This window comes from Fodinicola feengrottensis (genome assembly GCF_039530045.1).
GTDB lineage: Bacteria > Actinomycetota > Actinomycetes > Mycobacteriales > HKI-0501 > Fodinicola > Fodinicola feengrottensis.
Genome location: NZ_BAAANY010000018.1, coordinates 78,350 through 92,761, shown reverse-complemented (window position 1 = coordinate 92,761; position 14,412 = coordinate 78,350). Strand labels below are relative to the sequence as shown.

At 66.5% G+C, this 14,412-nt stretch carries 14 protein-coding genes; 6 read left to right on the top strand and 8 right to left on the bottom strand.

All coding sequences use genetic code 11. From position 1 onward, the window contains the following. The first annotated feature begins 34 nt into the window (after nt 1-34). The gene (locus ABD301_RS22805; protein WP_344312447.1) at nt 35-1,294 is read left to right on the top strand and encodes an alpha/beta hydrolase; all 1,260 of its coding nucleotides are present in this window, start codon (nt 35-37) and stop codon (nt 1,292-1,294) included. A gap of 3 nt (nt 1,295-1,297) precedes the next feature. Here the strand turns inward: ABD301_RS22805 and ABD301_RS22800 are convergent, their stop codons facing one another. The 4 genes from ABD301_RS22800 to ABD301_RS22785 form a co-directional block, all read right to left on the bottom strand. Beyond that, entirely contained in the window at nt 1,298-3,853 is a 2,556-nt protein-coding gene (locus ABD301_RS22800; protein WP_344312445.1) for a polynucleotide kinase-phosphatase, read from the bottom strand. Next, entirely contained in the window at nt 3,850-5,256 is a 1,407-nt protein-coding gene (locus ABD301_RS22795) for a 3' terminal RNA ribose 2'-O-methyltransferase Hen1 (protein ID WP_344312443.1), read from the bottom strand. The genes ABD301_RS22800 and ABD301_RS22795 overlap by 4 nt, the downstream gene beginning before the upstream one ends. Nucleotides 5,257-5,319: 63 nt before the next feature. Continuing rightward, complete coding sequence (locus tag ABD301_RS22790; RefSeq protein WP_344312441.1) at nt 5,320-5,745, bottom strand: nucleoside deaminase; 426 nt, start codon at nt 5,743-5,745, stop codon at nt 5,320-5,322. Then, nucleotides 5,742-6,584, bottom strand: coding sequence for a TIGR03619 family F420-dependent LLM class oxidoreductase (locus ABD301_RS22785; RefSeq protein ID WP_344312475.1), 843 nt, complete (start codon nt 6,582-6,584; stop codon nt 5,742-5,744). The genes ABD301_RS22790 and ABD301_RS22785 overlap by 4 nt, the downstream gene beginning before the upstream one ends. Nucleotides 6,585-6,683: 99 nt before the next feature. On the opposite strand from ABD301_RS22785, the gene ABD301_RS22780 reads away from it, so the two are divergent. Beyond that, entirely contained in the window at nt 6,684-7,133 is a 450-nt protein-coding gene (locus tag ABD301_RS22780; protein ID WP_163567977.1) for an Lrp/AsnC family transcriptional regulator, read from the top strand. On the opposite strand, the gene ABD301_RS22775 is transcribed toward ABD301_RS22780, so the two are convergent. Both ABD301_RS22775 and ABD301_RS22770 read right to left on the bottom strand, forming a co-directional pair. Continuing rightward, on the bottom strand, nt 7,134-7,532 hold the full coding sequence (locus ABD301_RS22775) for a PaaI family thioesterase (protein ID WP_344312439.1): 399 nt from the start codon (nt 7,530-7,532) through the stop codon (nt 7,134-7,136). Nucleotides 7,533-7,543: 11 nt separating this feature from the next. Continuing rightward, nucleotides 7,544-8,422, bottom strand: coding sequence for an LLM class flavin-dependent oxidoreductase (locus ABD301_RS22770; RefSeq protein WP_344312437.1), 879 nt, complete (start codon nt 8,420-8,422; stop codon nt 7,544-7,546). A gap of 88 nt (nt 8,423-8,510) precedes the next feature. Here ABD301_RS22770 and ABD301_RS22765 point away from each other — a divergent pair, with 88 nt between their 5' ends. Beyond that, the gene (locus ABD301_RS22765; protein ID WP_344312436.1) at nt 8,511-9,311 is read left to right on the top strand and encodes a helix-turn-helix domain-containing protein; all 801 of its coding nucleotides are present in this window, start codon (nt 8,511-8,513) and stop codon (nt 9,309-9,311) included. Nucleotides 9,312-9,602: 291 nt separating this feature from the next. Here ABD301_RS22765 and ABD301_RS22760 read toward each other — a convergent pair whose 3' ends face one another. Together ABD301_RS22760 and ABD301_RS22755 are read right to left on the bottom strand one after the other, a co-directional pair. Next, nucleotides 9,603-10,100 carry a GNAT family N-acetyltransferase gene (locus ABD301_RS22760; RefSeq protein ID WP_344312433.1) on the bottom strand — a complete coding sequence of 166 codons (498 nt, stop codon included), beginning with the start codon at nt 10,098-10,100 and terminating at the stop codon, nt 9,603-9,605. Next, nucleotides 10,097-10,690 (bottom strand): bifunctional 4-hydroxy-2-oxoglutarate aldolase/2-dehydro-3-deoxy-phosphogluconate aldolase, encoded by a 594-nt coding sequence (locus tag ABD301_RS22755; protein WP_163567978.1) that lies wholly within the window; start codon nt 10,688-10,690, stop codon nt 10,097-10,099. The genes ABD301_RS22760 and ABD301_RS22755 overlap by 4 nt, the downstream gene beginning before the upstream one ends. A 192-nt stretch (nt 10,691-10,882) precedes the next feature. Here ABD301_RS22755 and ABD301_RS22750 point away from each other — a divergent pair, with 192 nt between their 5' ends. The 3 genes from ABD301_RS22750 (at nt 10,883) to ABD301_RS22740 (ending at nt 14,412) form a co-directional block, all read left to right on the top strand. Further along, nucleotides 10,883-11,698, top strand: a complete 816-nt coding sequence (locus ABD301_RS22750; RefSeq protein ID WP_163567979.1) for an IclR family transcriptional regulator — start codon at nt 10,883-10,885, stop codon at nt 11,696-11,698. Nucleotides 11,699-11,757: 59 nt separating this feature from the next. Next, on the top strand, nt 11,758-12,768 hold the full coding sequence (locus tag ABD301_RS22745) for a LacI family DNA-binding transcriptional regulator (protein ID WP_344312428.1): 1,011 nt from the start codon (nt 11,758-11,760) through the stop codon (nt 12,766-12,768). 285 nt (nt 12,769-13,053) lie between these two features. Then, nucleotides 13,054-14,412: an ABC transporter substrate-binding protein gene (locus tag ABD301_RS22740; protein ID WP_344312427.1), complete on the top strand. Its 1,359-nt coding sequence runs from the start codon at nt 13,054-13,056 to the stop codon at nt 14,410-14,412.

The window sequence follows — 14,412 nt, the reverse complement described above, 5'->3', positions numbered from 1 at the left end:
GATACCGTTCGCAAAACGCGAGAAAGGTTGTCCCATGGTGGATAGAGATGCGGCGGCGGTCGGTACGGCGGTCGTCGAGATGACCCGGAACGGGCGCTTCGCCGAGGTCGAGGAGCTGTTCGGGCCACGACTGCGAGCGGCTGCGTCCGCCGACACCCTGCGGATCGGTTGGGAAGGTGAACTCGCCCGAATCGGGCCGGTTTTGGCCGTCGGGGAGCCACTATCGGAGCCAGCCAAACCAGGGCTCGTACGCGTGAGCATCCCGGTGACCTGTGAGCGTGGCGGGCTGACGGTGGTCCTGGGTGTCGATGACGACGGCATGGTGCAAGGCATGCGGCTCGCGCCGCCGGCCGGGGGCGCTTGGGAGCCGCCGGGTTATGCCAACCCGAAGCGGTTCGCCGAGCACGAGGTCACCATCGGCGACGGCCCCTTCGCCGTGCCAGGCACCCTGACCGTGCCCCGCGGGCGCGGCAAGTTTCCTGGCGTGGTCATGCTCAGCGGCGGCGGAACCTTCGACCGAGACGAGACCAGTGGCGCGAACAAGCCGTTCAAGGACCTGGCTTGGGGGCTCGCCAGCCGCGGCGTGGCGGTGGCCCGGTTCGACAAGGTGACGCACGTCCACAGTGAGGTCGGGTCCGAGCCGGGTTTCACCATGGCGGATGAGTACGTGCCGCACGCGGTCGCCGCGGTCCGCTTGCTCCAGTCGCAGCCAACGGTCGATCCCGAACGGGTTTTCGTCCTCGGCCACAGCATGGGCGGCAGCGCCGCACCCCGGGTCGCGACCGCCGAGCCGTCGGTCGCCGGTCTGGTGACCCTCGCCGCCGATGCCCTGCCGCTCAGTCAGGCTGTCGTACGGGTCGCCCGCTATATCGCCGAGCTGACTCCAGGCCCCGAGATGCAAGCGGTGATCGACACCATCACCCGGCAGGCCGCACTCGTCGAGAGCCCTGACCTGTCCCCCGCGACTCCGGCCGCGGACCTGCCTTTTGGTTGGCCCGCCTCGTACTGGCTGGACCTGCGCGGATACGACCGGGTCGGGACCGCCGCCGCACTGGACAAACCACTGCTCATTCTGCAGGGCGGCCGCGACTACCAGGTGACCGTCGCCGATGATCTCGTACGCTGGCGAGCCGGACTCGCCGGCCGACCAAACGTCACGATCCGCGTCTATGACGCCGACGATCACCTGTTTTTCCCTGGGAAAGGCCCGTCAACACCGGCCAGTTACGAATCGCCGCAACACGTGGATCCGGTGGTCATCGCCGGCATCGCCCGCTGGCTGGCCGCCAGCTGACCCTTACAGGCGGGGGTCGACGGGCTCGGATTCCAGTGCCAGCACTGCGAAAACACACTCGTGTACGCGCCAGAGCGGTTCGCCGCGAGCCACCCTTTCCAGTGCCTCCAAGCCCAACGCGTACTCGCGGGCAGCCATCGACCGCTTGTGCCCGAGGCCGCGCGAACGCAGCTGCGGGAGGTGCTCGGTGTAGTCCGGGCCGTAAATGATGCGCAGGTATTCCCGGCCACGCACCTTCAGCCCTGGCTGCACCAAACCACGACTTCCGCGTACGAGATTGGCCGCTGGTTTGACGACCATGCCCTCCCCGCCGGCCGCGGTCAGCTCCTGCCACCACGCGATTCCAGCTTCCACCGCCTGCGGGTCCGTAGTGTCCACATAAGACCGTCGAGTTTTGGTGACCAGGTCAGGGTTCGCCGCGACCAGCCGGTCCGCCCACGCCAGGTGGTCGACGTGCGGGCGATCGTGGTAGGTCACGCCTTCGGTTGCCAGCAACTGGAAAGGCGCGATCCGGATGCCGTCCAAATCGCGGGTCGGCCAACAATAGCGCCTATACGCCTCGGTGAAGGCGATCGCGTTGGCGGCCCGCGTTTGGGTGCGGCTCAGCAACTCGTCGACTTCCAGGCCACGACCGGCAGCCTGGCCGAGCACGTCGGCCACCGCTGGCAGCGCCCTGCGCGCCGCCGCGCCCACTGCCGCGTACTGATTCCGCAGCAGCCCTTCGGCTTTCGCGCTCCACGGCAACAGTTCGGTGTCCAGCAGCACCCAGGAAGTGTTCAGCTCCTCGAAAAGTCCGGCCGCGGTCACGGCTTCTCGCAACCGGTCGACGAACGGCGCCATCATCGGCGGCTCGAAGAACGGCCGCCCGGTCCGCGTCCACACCGCGCCGGCGCTGCCTTCGGTCATCCCGAACCGGCCTTCGGCCGTGGCGAGATCGCGGCACACCAAGGCAACCGCCCGCGAGCCCATGTGCTTTTCCTCGCAGACCACCGCATCCACGCCTTCGGTACGGTACGCGTCGAACGCCTGTCGCGGGTGTTCCAACAGGTCCGGCAGCGACGAGGTGGCCACCGGCGACATCGTCGGTGGGAGGTAGAGCAGCCAGCGCGGATCGACCGCGAACCGGCTCATCACCTCCAGCGCGGCGGCCGCGTGGCCTTCCCGCACGGTCACCCGGCCCTGCAGCCGGGTCTCGATGCCACCGTTTGTCAGGACATCCTTGATATCCAGCACACCCGGGTCCCGCCGGCCGGGCTCGGCCGGTGCGGCAGCCGGGTCCTTCGGGAACGGCCTGGCCGGCTCGTAGTGGACCTTGTCGGCCGGCACCGAGACGACTTCCTTTTCCGGGTAACGCAAAGCTGTCAACCGGCCGCCGAAAACGCAGCCGGTGTCCAGGCACATGGTGTTGTTGACCCACTCCGCGTTCGGCACCGGGGTGTGCCCGTACAACACCATGGCCCTGCCGCGGTAGTCGTTCGCCCACGGATACCGCACCGGCAGCCCGAACTCGTCCGTCTCGCCGGTGGTTTCCCCGTACAGGCAGAAAGAACGGACCCGGCCGGATGCCCGGCCCTGGTAGCGCTCGACAAGTCCGGCGTGCGAGACGACCAACCGGCCGTCGTCAAGGACATAGTGCGAGATCAGGCCGTCGGTGAACTTCTCCACCGCGGCACGGAAATCCTCGGGCTCGGCGGCCAACTGTTCGAGCGACTCGGCGAGCCCATGCGTCACTCGTACGTTCTTCCCGCGCAACGCGCGCACCAGCTTGGCCTCGTGGTTGCCGCTGACGCAGTACGCGTCGCCGGCCGCCACCATGCCCATCACCAGCCGCAACACGCCCGGGGTGTCCGGTCCGCGGTCGACGAGGTCACCGACGAAGACGGCGCGGCGGCCGGCCGGGTGGTGCGCGCCCACCGCGCGGCCGTCGTCGTACGCGAGCGTGTATCCGAGTTTTTCCAGCAACGACTCCAATTCGGCGCGGCAGCCGTGCACGTCACCGATGACATCGAAAGGACCGGTCTGGTCGCGAAGGTCGTTGAAGAGCTTCGTACGGACGATCTGAACGTCCGCGATCTCCTCCTCGCTGCGCAGCAGGTGGACATTGCGGAAACCTTCCTTGCCCAGGCCTCGCAGGCTGCGCCGCAACTGGTCTCGCTGCCGGCGCAGCACGTGCGGCCCGAACTGGCGGTCCGGCCGGGACGCGTTGCGATCCGCACAGAGCCGCTCGGGCAGGTCGAGCACGATCGCCACCGGCAGCACGTCGTGCTCGCGGGCCAGCGCGACCAGCTTCTTGCGTGCTTCGGGCTGCACATTCGTCGCGTCGACGACGGTCAGCCGTCCAGCGGCCAGCCGCTTGCCAGCGATGAAGTCCAGCACCGCGAACGCATCCGGGGTCGCCGCCTGGTCGTTTTCGTCGTCCGCCACCAATGCCCGACAAAAGTCGCTGGAAATCACTTCGGTGGGAAGAAAGTGAGCGCGCCCAAAGGTTGACTTGCCGGAACCGGTGACGCCGATCAGCACCACCAGGCTCAGCTCCGGAACGGTGAGTTCCTTGGTCATGCGGTCACCTCCACACGGGTGAAAACAGCCATTTGAGTGGGCGAACCAACCTCGGGATCGTCGGTTCCCACCGGTAGATAACGGACCTGGTAACCCCAGGTTCGGGCAGTTTCACCGGCCCAGGACTGGAATTCGCCGCGGCTCCACTCAAACCGGTGGTCGCGATGCCGGAACCGGCCGGCCGGCAGCGTCTCGTAACGCACGTTGTATTCCCCGTTCGGCGTGGTCACCAGCACGGTTTTCGGCTTCGCCTCACCGAAGACGGTTCGCTCCAACGCGGACAGCCGAGGCGGGTCGACATGCTCGATGACCTCCATCAAGACAGCAGCGTCCAGATTGGACAGTCGCTCGTCGCGGTAGTTCAACGAGGACTGGAAAAGCCGCAGGCGCGCCTTCTTGCGCTCCGGCATGGTCTCCAGGTGCAACCGGCGGGCCGCGATTTCCAGCGCTCGTACGGACACGTCCGTGGCCAGCACCTCGGTGAAGGCCGGCTCGGCCAGCAACTCCCCCACCAGCGCACCTTCACCGCAGCCCAGATCGGCGACCCGGCGGGCGCCACTGGAGCGCAGCGCCGCGAGCACCGCGCCATGGCGGTGCTGGACCAGCGGAATCGGTCGCTCGTCCTGCGTTTCGGTGACCGCGTTGTCCATTTCTTCGGGCTCGGTGTCGTCGACCTCGGCGAGCCGCGCCAGCGCCGATCGTACGAACCGGCCGCGGTGCGCGAGATAGCGCCGGCTGATCAGCTCTTTGGCCGGGTGACTGGACAACCAGCCATCGCCGGCCCGGACCAGCTTGTCCACCTCGTCCGGGCTCACCCAGTAGTGCTTGGCGTCGTCCAGAACTGGCATCAGCACGTACAAATGGTTTAGCGCGTCGGCGAGCCGCATCGTGCCGGTCAAGGTCAAGGCGACATAGCGCGAGGATCCCCACTCCGGAATCGTTTCGTCCAACGGGACCTCGGTCGCCTCGACCTGCCAGCCCAGCGGTTCGAACAGCCGGGCCGCGAGGTCCGCGCCGCCCTTGCAGGGCAGCGTCGGCACCTGGATCACCAACGGCATCGCCACGTCGACGAGCTCCGGGCGGTGGTCGCAGCGGCCGGCCATCGCCGTGCGAAAGACCTTGCCGAGCGCGACCGCGAGCATGCTGGACGCCGCGTACGGCCGATCATTGACATACTGCCCCAGCGCGAAACCCTCGTCTTTTCGACCGCGACCACGAACCAGCGCGATCGGGTCGATTTCCAGCATCAGCGCCGCGGTGCACTGATGCTCAGACGCCGCCGGGTAGAAGACATGCGCGTGCCCGGCGGTGACGTCGAAGGTCTGCACCCGGTCGGGATGCTTGTGCAGCAGGAACCCGAGATCGGTGGCCGGCTGGTGAGTGGTGGCGATGGTCAGTAGCACGATCGCCGATCATTCCCGATCCGGCGCTCAAAAGCGCGCCAATTTCACTCATGGCGCCCGAGATCAGCTGTAGTAGCCGGCGATCACCGCACGTGCCTCCTCCAGCGACGACGGCCCTTCCGAGGGCACCGCCGGAAAACCGCCACCGGGTTTCAGCTCGGCCAGCTGCGCGTTGGACAGCGCGAAAACGACTCGCCCGACACCGGAGCGGGCGAGCGCGCCGGCGCACATGCCGCAGGGCTCGCAGCTGGTGTAGAGGGTCGTCCCGGCCGCGGTCTCGGCATCCAGCTCGCGAGCCGCCCAGCGGGCCAGCTTGAGCTCGGGATGCGCGCTGATGTCGTTGTCGGTCAGTACGGTGTTGCGGTCCTCGGCGAGCACGTCACCGTTGGGTCCCACCAAAAGCGATCCGAACGGCGCGTCGCCGGTGGCCCGAGCCTTGGCGGCCTGGTCCACCGCGCGGCGAAGGAAGTTTTCCTCTTCTGGCTTCATTTCTTCTCCCAGTTCCAGCGGGCCGCCACGGTGGCGATCGCCTGCCAAGCTTGTTGTGGATGACGGGTTTCCTCGGGATCGTCGCCAACCGGATCCAGAATGACCGTGTCCGCGCCGAGAATCCGCAAGCGGTCCAGGTCTTCCATGACCTGATCAATGGTCCCTTCACCGACCAGCCGGCCGGCGACGGTGACAGGTTTTTCGGTCAACCGCAAGACAATCCGCGGCGCCAGCGCCGGCACCGGGCGTTTTTGCTCGTACGCAAGAGATCTCAATCTGGGAAGCCGCTCGTCCAGCCAGCCTGCCGAGAATCGCAACGGATGCCAGGCGTCGCCGAGGCGGACGGCCCGGCGCATCGCGGCATCACTGCCACCGCCCACCCAGATCGGAATCTGGCCACCGCGATAGTCGTCTTTGTTGTCCCAGGCCGCTTTCATGGCAGCCAGATGTGCGTCGGTCAGTGCCCCACGCCGTTCGTACGACACGCCCAGCGCCGCGAACTCCTGTTTCGCCCACCCGACGCCAACGCCCAACACCAGCCGTCCACCGCTCAACTGGTTCAGGTTGGCGACCATTCGCGCCATCTGCAGCGGATGCCTGTACGGGACAATGAGAACCGAGGTCCCGAGCCGTACCCGCTGGGTCACGCCAGCCAGCCAGGAAAGGGCGGTGAAGGGCTCGTAGAAAGGCGCCGGGTATTGCTCGGCGACATCAGGAGTCACCGCCAGATGGTCGGACAGCATCAGAAGGTCAAAACCGAGACCCTCGACCGTCCGCGCCCAGTCACGCAGCACGCCAGGATCGGTTCCGGGGCCGAAGTTCGGCACGTTCACGCCCATTCGCACAGGTCAAGGCTATCCAAGGTGGATCGCCGACCGAAAGAGACTTCTCCCGGCGTACAACTTCATCGGCCGTGGATCTCCCGGTATTCTGAGGCGATGACCGAGAGTCTTGATGCGACCGACTGGAACATCCTCGCCGAGGTGCAGCGGGACGGCCGCATCCCACTGACCGAGCTGGGCCGCCGGGTGAACCTCAGCGCCTCGGCGACCACCGAGCGACTGAAGCGGCTGGAGGCAACCGGAGTGATCACCGGCTATCGCGCCGAGATCGATCTCGAGAAGGCCGGTTTTCCCGTTCTTGCCGTCGTACGCCTCAAATATCCCGGCAGCCACCACGAGCCGCTGCACCAGCTGCTCAAGGAACGGCTGGAAATCCTGGAATGCCTGCGTACCACCGGGGATGACTGCTATGCGCTGAAAGTGGCCGCGACCTCCATGCCGCATCTGGAGCAGATCGTCAACGAACTCGCCTCCTTCGGCAGCACCACGACGAACGTCGTCTACAGCCAGACGCTGCCCTACCGAGGTCCGCAAAACAGCGTCTGATCAGTCGCCAGCGGGCAGGACGGCCTGGGTTTGGGTGGTCTGGGCGACCAGCCGACCCTGGTCGTCGGTCAGGTTCGTCTGGGCGACGATGGTGCTGCGGCCGACATGCAGCGGTACGCAGGTCGCGGTCACCTCACCGGCGCGTACGGCTCGGAAGAAGTTCGTCTTCGACTCGATCGTCGCGGTGCCGGCTCCGGGCGGCAGATTGACTGCGGCACACAGCGCACCGATCGTGTCAGCGAATGCCATAAGTGCACCGCCGTGGACGATGCCGCCGGTCGTACACACCTGCTCCGACCAGCTCATCCGGCCCACGACCCGGGCCGCCGTCGCCTCGTCGAGCTGGATGCCCAGCCCAGCGGCGAACGGGATCAGCGCGATTATTTCGTTTGCGTCCATAAGGTCACCTTTTACCGGATCTTCGGGAGGACGCGCTCGGCGAGTACGTCGAGCTGCTCACGGGCTGCGAGCGACCCGATCCGCAGGATCAGATGCTGGGCGCCGGCCTCCACGTACCGGCCGAGCCAGTCCACACACGCCTCCGCGGAGCCGCCTTTGTACGCCTGGATCGTGCTCATAACGTCCAGCGGCTGGCGATAGTAAGACTGCGCATAGCTGTCGAGAGTCCGCTGGGCGCGATTCTCGTCCGCGTCGACGACCAGCGTCGCGTAGAGACCCGCGGCGATGGTCCGATCCGTCCGGCCGACGATCTGTTCCCAAGCGCGCGCGTAAGCGTCGACGTCTGGCAGGTAGGGCAGCCACCCGTCGTAGTGATCGGCGACCCGGGCGATCACCCGCGGACTGTCGCCACTGGCCAGCCACAGCGCCGGCCCACCCGGTTGGACCGGCGGCAACGGGCCCTCGGTCTGCCACGTACGACGGAGAATGTCGACCGCGTCGTCCAGCCGCGTGGCCCTTTTGGCGAACGGGATGTCGACAGCGGCGAACTCGCTCTCACTGGTCGGCCCCGGCGCACCGGACCCGAGCCCGAGAACGAGCCGGCCGGCGGACAGCTGGTCGAGGGACGCGGCTTGGTACGCCAGCAGTCGTGGATGGCGAAGCGGGGCTATAAGTGCAGCGGTCCCGAGCCGTACGCGAGACGTCACGGCGGCGACCGCGGAAAGCAGGGAAAGAGGTTCGACGCGCGTACGAGCAAGGAGCGAGTCGCCGGCCCACACCGAGTCGAAGCCGGCCTGCTCGGCCGCCTGGGCGAAACTTATGAGTGCGGCCGCGTCGTGGTGACCCGTCATCGCGGTCTCGCGGCTGGGAAGCATGATGCCAATGTGCATGAATACATCGTCAGTGGCGGGCCGGGACGGTGTCGATTACCTCGGAGGTAATGGGCTTGCACACGGGCTCCGCCGTAGAGTGCCGAACGTGGTAGCACCTCGGCAGGAACTGCGCATCGGCCCGCTGCTTCGCGACTGGCGCCAGCGTCGCCGGCTCAGCCAGCTGGAGCTGGCGTTGGCCGCGAACTCCTCGGCCCGGCACGTCAGCTTCATCGAAACCGGCCGGGCCCAGCCCAGCCGTGAGATGGTGCTGCGCCTCGCCGAGCACCTCGAGGTGCCCGTACGAGCGCGCAACACGCTGCTGGTCGCGGCCGGCCACGCGCCCGCCTACACGGAAACTCCGTTGAACGCTCCGCAGATGCAGGACGTACGCGCCGCCATCGACACCATCCTGGCCGGCCACGAGCCGTACCCGGCGCTGGTGATAGACGACGCCTGGAACCTGGTGGCCAGCAACACCGGCATGACCGCGCTGCTGGACGGCATCTCCCCCGAGCTGCTGGCGCCGCCTATCAACGTCATGCGGCTCGCGCTGCACCCGGACGGCGCTTCTTCGCGGATCTCCAATCTCGCGCAATGGCGCGAACACCTGCTCGCTCGGCTTTATCGGCAGATCACCGCCGGCGGCAGCGCGGAACTGCAGGAGCTCTACGACGAGGTGGTCGCTTACGGCTCCCCCGTCACGCATCCGGAACAGCCGACCGCCGCCGATTTGGTGATCCCGCTGCGGATCCGGCTGGGCGAGGTTGAGCTGTCTTTCTTCAGCACTATCGCCACTTTCGGTACGCCAATGGACATCACCCTCACCGAACTCGCCATCGAGTCGTTTTTCCCCGCCGACGAAACGACCAGACGCGCCTTCTCCGGCGCCAGCCGCCAGCTCAGATAACCACCATCGGCCGACAGCCGAACTGCTGGAAGGACCAGCCGAGGGTATGCGTCAGATTTGTAGGTACCTGGGCCCGGTGGGGGGTCGGGGTGTTGACTGTCGGACTTTGTCCCGCTCTGGGTGTCGAGTGTGGGACTTTGTTCCGCTCTCGAGCATCCAGCTGTGACTGCCGTGACTTTTTTTTCGCCTGTACGCCCGCGTCCTTGGTCGCCCCCAGCTGCTGGGTCAGTTGGACGACCTGCTGCCGCAGCCCAGCAATCTCGTCACGCACTGTCCGAGTGGCCGTAGAAGTCAGCGGGTTTCGGTGTGGTACGGGCGAAATCCACGTCGCTGGTAGTTCTGGAGCGCGTGCGGATGATCCAACGTGGAGGTGTGCAGCCACACCCGGTTGGCTGGCCCGTCCCCGGTCGGATCGAAACGCCAGGCCTGCTCGATCGCCAGTGTCAGCGCGTATCCACCGATCCCCCGGCCGACAAACTCCGGCACCAAGCCAAAACTGGCGATCTCTACCGCTGGCCCCTGCTGGGCCTCCAATTCGGCCACGCCGACCGGCGCGCCGTCGACCCGTACGCTCCACAGCCGCCGGCGCGGCTCGGCAAACCACGCTGTCCATTGCTCGTCCGTCCACATGAGACTCGGCCAGGCATGCGGTGCGGCGACTCGCGCCAGCAGCGGCCGGATAACGGGATCGCCTGGTGGTTCCAGCGAAAGCCCGACACCTTCAACGGCCGCCGAAGGCAGCAACTGGTCGCGTGCGGTCATTTCCACATACGTGACTACCTCTGTCAATCATCCACCTTCAGGGTCGCAAGCTTCGCCGAAATATCCCCGCCAGCATAGAGATCACTGCCCACCCCGACCGCGAAAGCCCCGCCGGCCAACCAATCCGGTACGTCCGCGACCGGGATCCCACCGGTCGGGATGATTTTGAGGCCGGGCAGGATCGCGCTCACCGACTTCAGATAGGCCAACCCGCCGACGTGTGCTGGGAACAGCTTGCCGATTCCGGCTGGTACGGTCACCGCCAGCTCAGCTGGCGTCATGCCGCCTTCGATGAACAGGATTCCGTGCTCTCGTGCGAAAGTGCGGACATCCTCGACGGGATACGGGCTGACCAGGAAATGTGCGCCGAGTGCGACGGCCAAGGCCGCGTCCGCCGCGGAGGTCACCGTTCCCATGCCGATCAGCGTGTCGCCGGCGTTGGCCACCACCTCGGGCAGCAGGTCGGCCCAGCCCGGAATCGTGGTGGTCAGCTCGATCGCGCCGAGGCCGGCGTCGAGGACGGCTTTGGCGTACGTACGAGCGGTTTGCCGGTCAGGAGCGCGCACCACCGGCAGCACCCTCGCCGCCCCGATCCGCTCGACGATCTCGGCACTCATCCACGCTTTCCTTCCGCCAACCGCTGGCAAAATATCGCCTCATCAGGCACAGACTGCCCGCATTAACTCGACAAAAACCATTAAAACCGGCTTTTCGCCCACCTTGTGCAGTCGATTATCGGTTTTGGTGGGCGGAACGTGGTTCCATTAACACGAACGCGAGCCTATGGACGCAGCCGGTGAGGTGTCAATGTGACCATCGAAAACGCGACCCCAACCGAACCCGCGGCGAGCGCTTCGGCGGACGGCGCCGCGCTCCGAGCGCTACGGATCCTGGAGGCGGTGGCGACCGGCGTCGGCCCGCACCGGCTCGGCCACATCGCCGCCGAGACCGGCGTCAGCAAACCGAGTGTGCACAGGATCCTCGCGCAGCTCGGCGAAGCCGGCTTCGTCAGCGCGGACGGCTTCGGCCGGTACGCGCCGGGACCGCGGTCGTACGCGCTGGCCGCCCGCCTTTCCGGTGCCCACGGCGTCGGCGCGGAGTCCATCCTGCGGCAGTTCCAGTCCGATGTGGACAACACCGTGCACGTGGGGCTGCGCAGCGGAAATCAGGCCGTTTACGTCAACAAGATCGAGGGCAACCAGCCATATCGGATGGCCTCGCACGTCGGCATGCAACTGCCGTTGCACAGCACCGCGATCGGGAAGGCGATCCTCGCGTACCTGCCGGCGAGCGAGCGTGCGCAGCTGCTGGCCGAGGTGGGGATGCCGGCCCGTACGCCCGCGACACTCACCGACCTGGACAAGTTGGAGGCCAACCTGGCCGAGGTCCGCGACCGCGGCTATGCCGTCGACGACGAGGAGAACGAGCCGACGATCCGGTGTGTCGCGGCGGCCCTGTTGGACCGGCAGGGCCGGCCCATCGGTGGGCTCAGCATCTCCACGGTGACTTTCCTGGTGACCTCGCAGGATCTGCTCGCCCTCACCCCGCGGCTCGCCGAGACCGCCGCCCTTCTCGCCCCTTGGTACGTCGCCGCCACGCCAGCCCACGATCGTGCCCGCAGGTAGCCTGAAAGCCGTCGCAAGTTTCCGCAAGAACTTCCGTCGATCTGTCGTAAGATTCCACCATGGCAGGTAAGAGGCTGGCCGAGGTCGCCGACAAGGTGGGGGTCAGCGAGGCGACGGTCAGCCGTGTCCTCAATGGACGGCCGGGGGTCGCCGAGGCCACTCGGGTCGCGGTGCTGACAGCGCTGGACGTGCTCGGATACGAGCGACCGACGCAATTGCGCGGCGAGCGAGCCAAGCTGGTCGGCCTGGTCGTGCCGGAGCTGCAGAACCCGATCTTCCCGGCTTTCGCCGACGTGATGGGAAACGCGCTGGCCCAGCGCGGTTTCACCCCGGTCCTGTGCACCGGTACGGCCGGCGGCGTGTCCGAGGCCGACCATGTCGACCTGCTGCTCCAACAGCACGTTTCCGGGGTGGTTTTCGCTGGTGGCCTCTACACCCAGGCCTGCGCCCCGCACCAGCACTACCGCACATTGCTGGACCGGCGGCTGCCCACGGTGCTGGTCAACGCGGCCGTTGACGGGCTCGACTTCCCGCGCGTGTCGTGTGATGACGCGGTCGCCGCGGAGCAGGCCCTCGGGCATTTGCTCGCGCTCGGTCACCGCCGGGTGGGTCTGCTCCTCGGACCGCCCGATCACGTGCCGTCGCAACGAAAACTCGCCGCGTTCCGGGAGCGTACGGCCGAGGCCGGCATCCCGGCGCTGGTCGAACACGCGATGTTCTCGCTGGAAGGCGGCCAGGCCGCGGCCACCCGGCTGCTGCGGTCGGGGGTCACCGCGGTGATCTGCGCCAGCGACCCGCTCGCGCTCGGCGCGATCCGGGCCGTCCGGCGGGCCGGCATGCGCTGCCCGACCGGGGTTTCGGTGATCGGCTATGACGATTCGTCGCTGATGACCTGCGTCGACCCGCCGCTGACCACCATCCGGCAGCCCATCGAAGCGATGGGCTACGCGGCCGTCGAACTGCTCGCCACCCAACTGGCCGGCGGGCACGTACCGACCGAAGAACTGTTGTACGAACCGGAGTTGGTCGTCCGTGGCTCCACTGCACCAGTCACTCGTACGACTGCCTGACCGTCCAGGTCTGGATGGTTTCTCCCAATCGCCGTTTTATGACCGCTTAATCGATGTTTGACCGTTGCAAGAATTGCCTGTTCTTGCGACTGTCTTGATTTTGCGAATTTTCGTCGTGATATTGCGCTCGGGTGTCCTTGCTGATTATGGTGCCTGTCACACGACGGCCCGCCGAACCCTCGGTGACGCCGAACACCCACCGACCCCTTCACCGCCCGCCGGCACCAGCGATCCGACGCTGCGCGCCGACGGTCTGCTCGCCCGCGCAGGAAAGGCGCTCCACCGATGAAACCGTTCAGATTCGGCAAAACAGCGGCGTTGTTGAGCGTCGCCGCGCTGTGCCTTGGTGCCGCTGCCTGCGGTGCGTCCGGCGATCAGGCCGGCGGCAAGATCGTCATCAGCATCAACGGCCAACCACCGAAAACGCAGCCTTTCGATCGGAAGATCTTCGACCAGGACGTGGCCACTTTCGAGGCCTCGCATCCGAACATCGACATCCAGCCGCACGAAGGCTTCATGGATCCGAAGACCTTCAGCGCGAAACTCGCGAGCGGGAAGCTCGAGGACGTTTTCTACGTCTATCTCACCGATCCGGCTCAGCTGATCGCCCGGCACCAGGCCGCCGACATCACCAGCTACTTGCCGTCAGTGCCGCACTACCAGGACATCCAGCCACAGCTGCGGGACGTTTTCAGTGACGGGAAAGGGAAGTATTACGGCGTACCAACCGCCAACTACACGATGGGCCTGCTCTACAACCGAACGCTGTTCACCAAGGCCGGGCTGGATCCCAACAATCCACCCAAAACCTGGGATGACGTACGGGCCGCCGCCAAGAAGATCAGCGCGCTGGGCAACAACACCGTTGGATATGCCGACTACAGCAAGAACAACCAGGGCGGCTGGCACTTCACCGCCTGGATGTACTCGATGGGTGGTGATATCGCTAGCAAGGCCGGCGACGCCTGGAAGGCCGACTTCAACAACGACAAGGGCCGCGCGGCGCTGAACTACCTGCACCAGATGCGTTGGGACGACAATTCGATGGGCAGCCGGCAACTGCTGCAAATCGAGGACGTGCAACGGATGATGGGCGCCGGCCAGCTCGGCATGTACCTGTCGGCGCCGGACAACGTGCCAACGCTGGTCAACCAGTTCAAGGGCCAATACCAGGACTACGGCCTCGCGCCGATGCCCGGTGCGCAGGGCACCCTGGTCGGCGGCGAGGGCTACATGCTCAACCCGAAGGCCACTCCCGCCAAGATCAAGGCCGGACTCCAGTGGCTGCAGTGGAAATTCCTAAACCCGGACCGCATCGAGACGAACCTCAAACGGTACGTGGCGGACAAGCAACCGGTCGGACTCCCTGCTTCCCCAGTGGCGGACATCTGGACGGGATCCGTACGGGACAAGCAGGAACAGCTCAAAAAGCAGTACGCGACCATTCCGGTGCAGAACTACCAGCCGTACATCGACGGCGCGGCCGCGCTGAAACAGAACGTCGAGCCGCCGGACGCGCAGCAGGTCTATGCCGTGTTGGACAACGTCATGCAGGCCGTACTGACTGACAGGAACGCGGACCCGAACAAGTTGTTGGCGGACGCCGAAACCAAGGTCGACGCGATCTTCGCGCAGGACCGGTGA

Coding starts and splice junctions, on each gene's coding strand:
- ABD301_RS22805 (WP_344312447.1), top strand. CDS start 35: ATGGTGGATAGAGATGCGGCGGCGGTCGGTACGGCGGTCGTCGAGATG.
- ABD301_RS22800 (WP_344312445.1), bottom strand. CDS start 3,853: ATGACCAAGGAACTCACCGTTCCGGAGCTGAGCCTGGTGGTGCTGATC.
- ABD301_RS22790 (WP_344312441.1), bottom strand. CDS start 5,745: ATGAAGCCAGAAGAGGAAAACTTCCTTCGCCGCGCGGTGGACCAGGCC.
- ABD301_RS22785 (WP_344312475.1), bottom strand. CDS start 6,584: ATGGGCGTGAACGTGCCGAACTTCGGCCCCGGAACCGATCCTGGCGTG.
- ABD301_RS22780 (WP_163567977.1), top strand. CDS start 6,684: ATGACCGAGAGTCTTGATGCGACCGACTGGAACATCCTCGCCGAGGTG.
- ABD301_RS22775 (WP_344312439.1), bottom strand. CDS start 7,532: ATGGACGCAAACGAAATAATCGCGCTGATCCCGTTCGCCGCTGGGCTG.
- ABD301_RS22770 (WP_344312437.1), bottom strand. CDS start 8,422: ATGCACATTGGCATCATGCTTCCCAGCCGCGAGACCGCGATGACGGGT.
- ABD301_RS22755 (WP_163567978.1), bottom strand. CDS start 10,690: ATGAGTGCCGAGATCGTCGAGCGGATCGGGGCGGCGAGGGTGCTGCCG.
- ABD301_RS22745 (WP_344312428.1), top strand. CDS start 11,758: ATGGCAGGTAAGAGGCTGGCCGAGGTCGCCGACAAGGTGGGGGTCAGC.
- ABD301_RS22740 (WP_344312427.1), top strand. CDS start 13,054: ATGAAACCGTTCAGATTCGGCAAAACAGCGGCGTTGTTGAGCGTCGCC.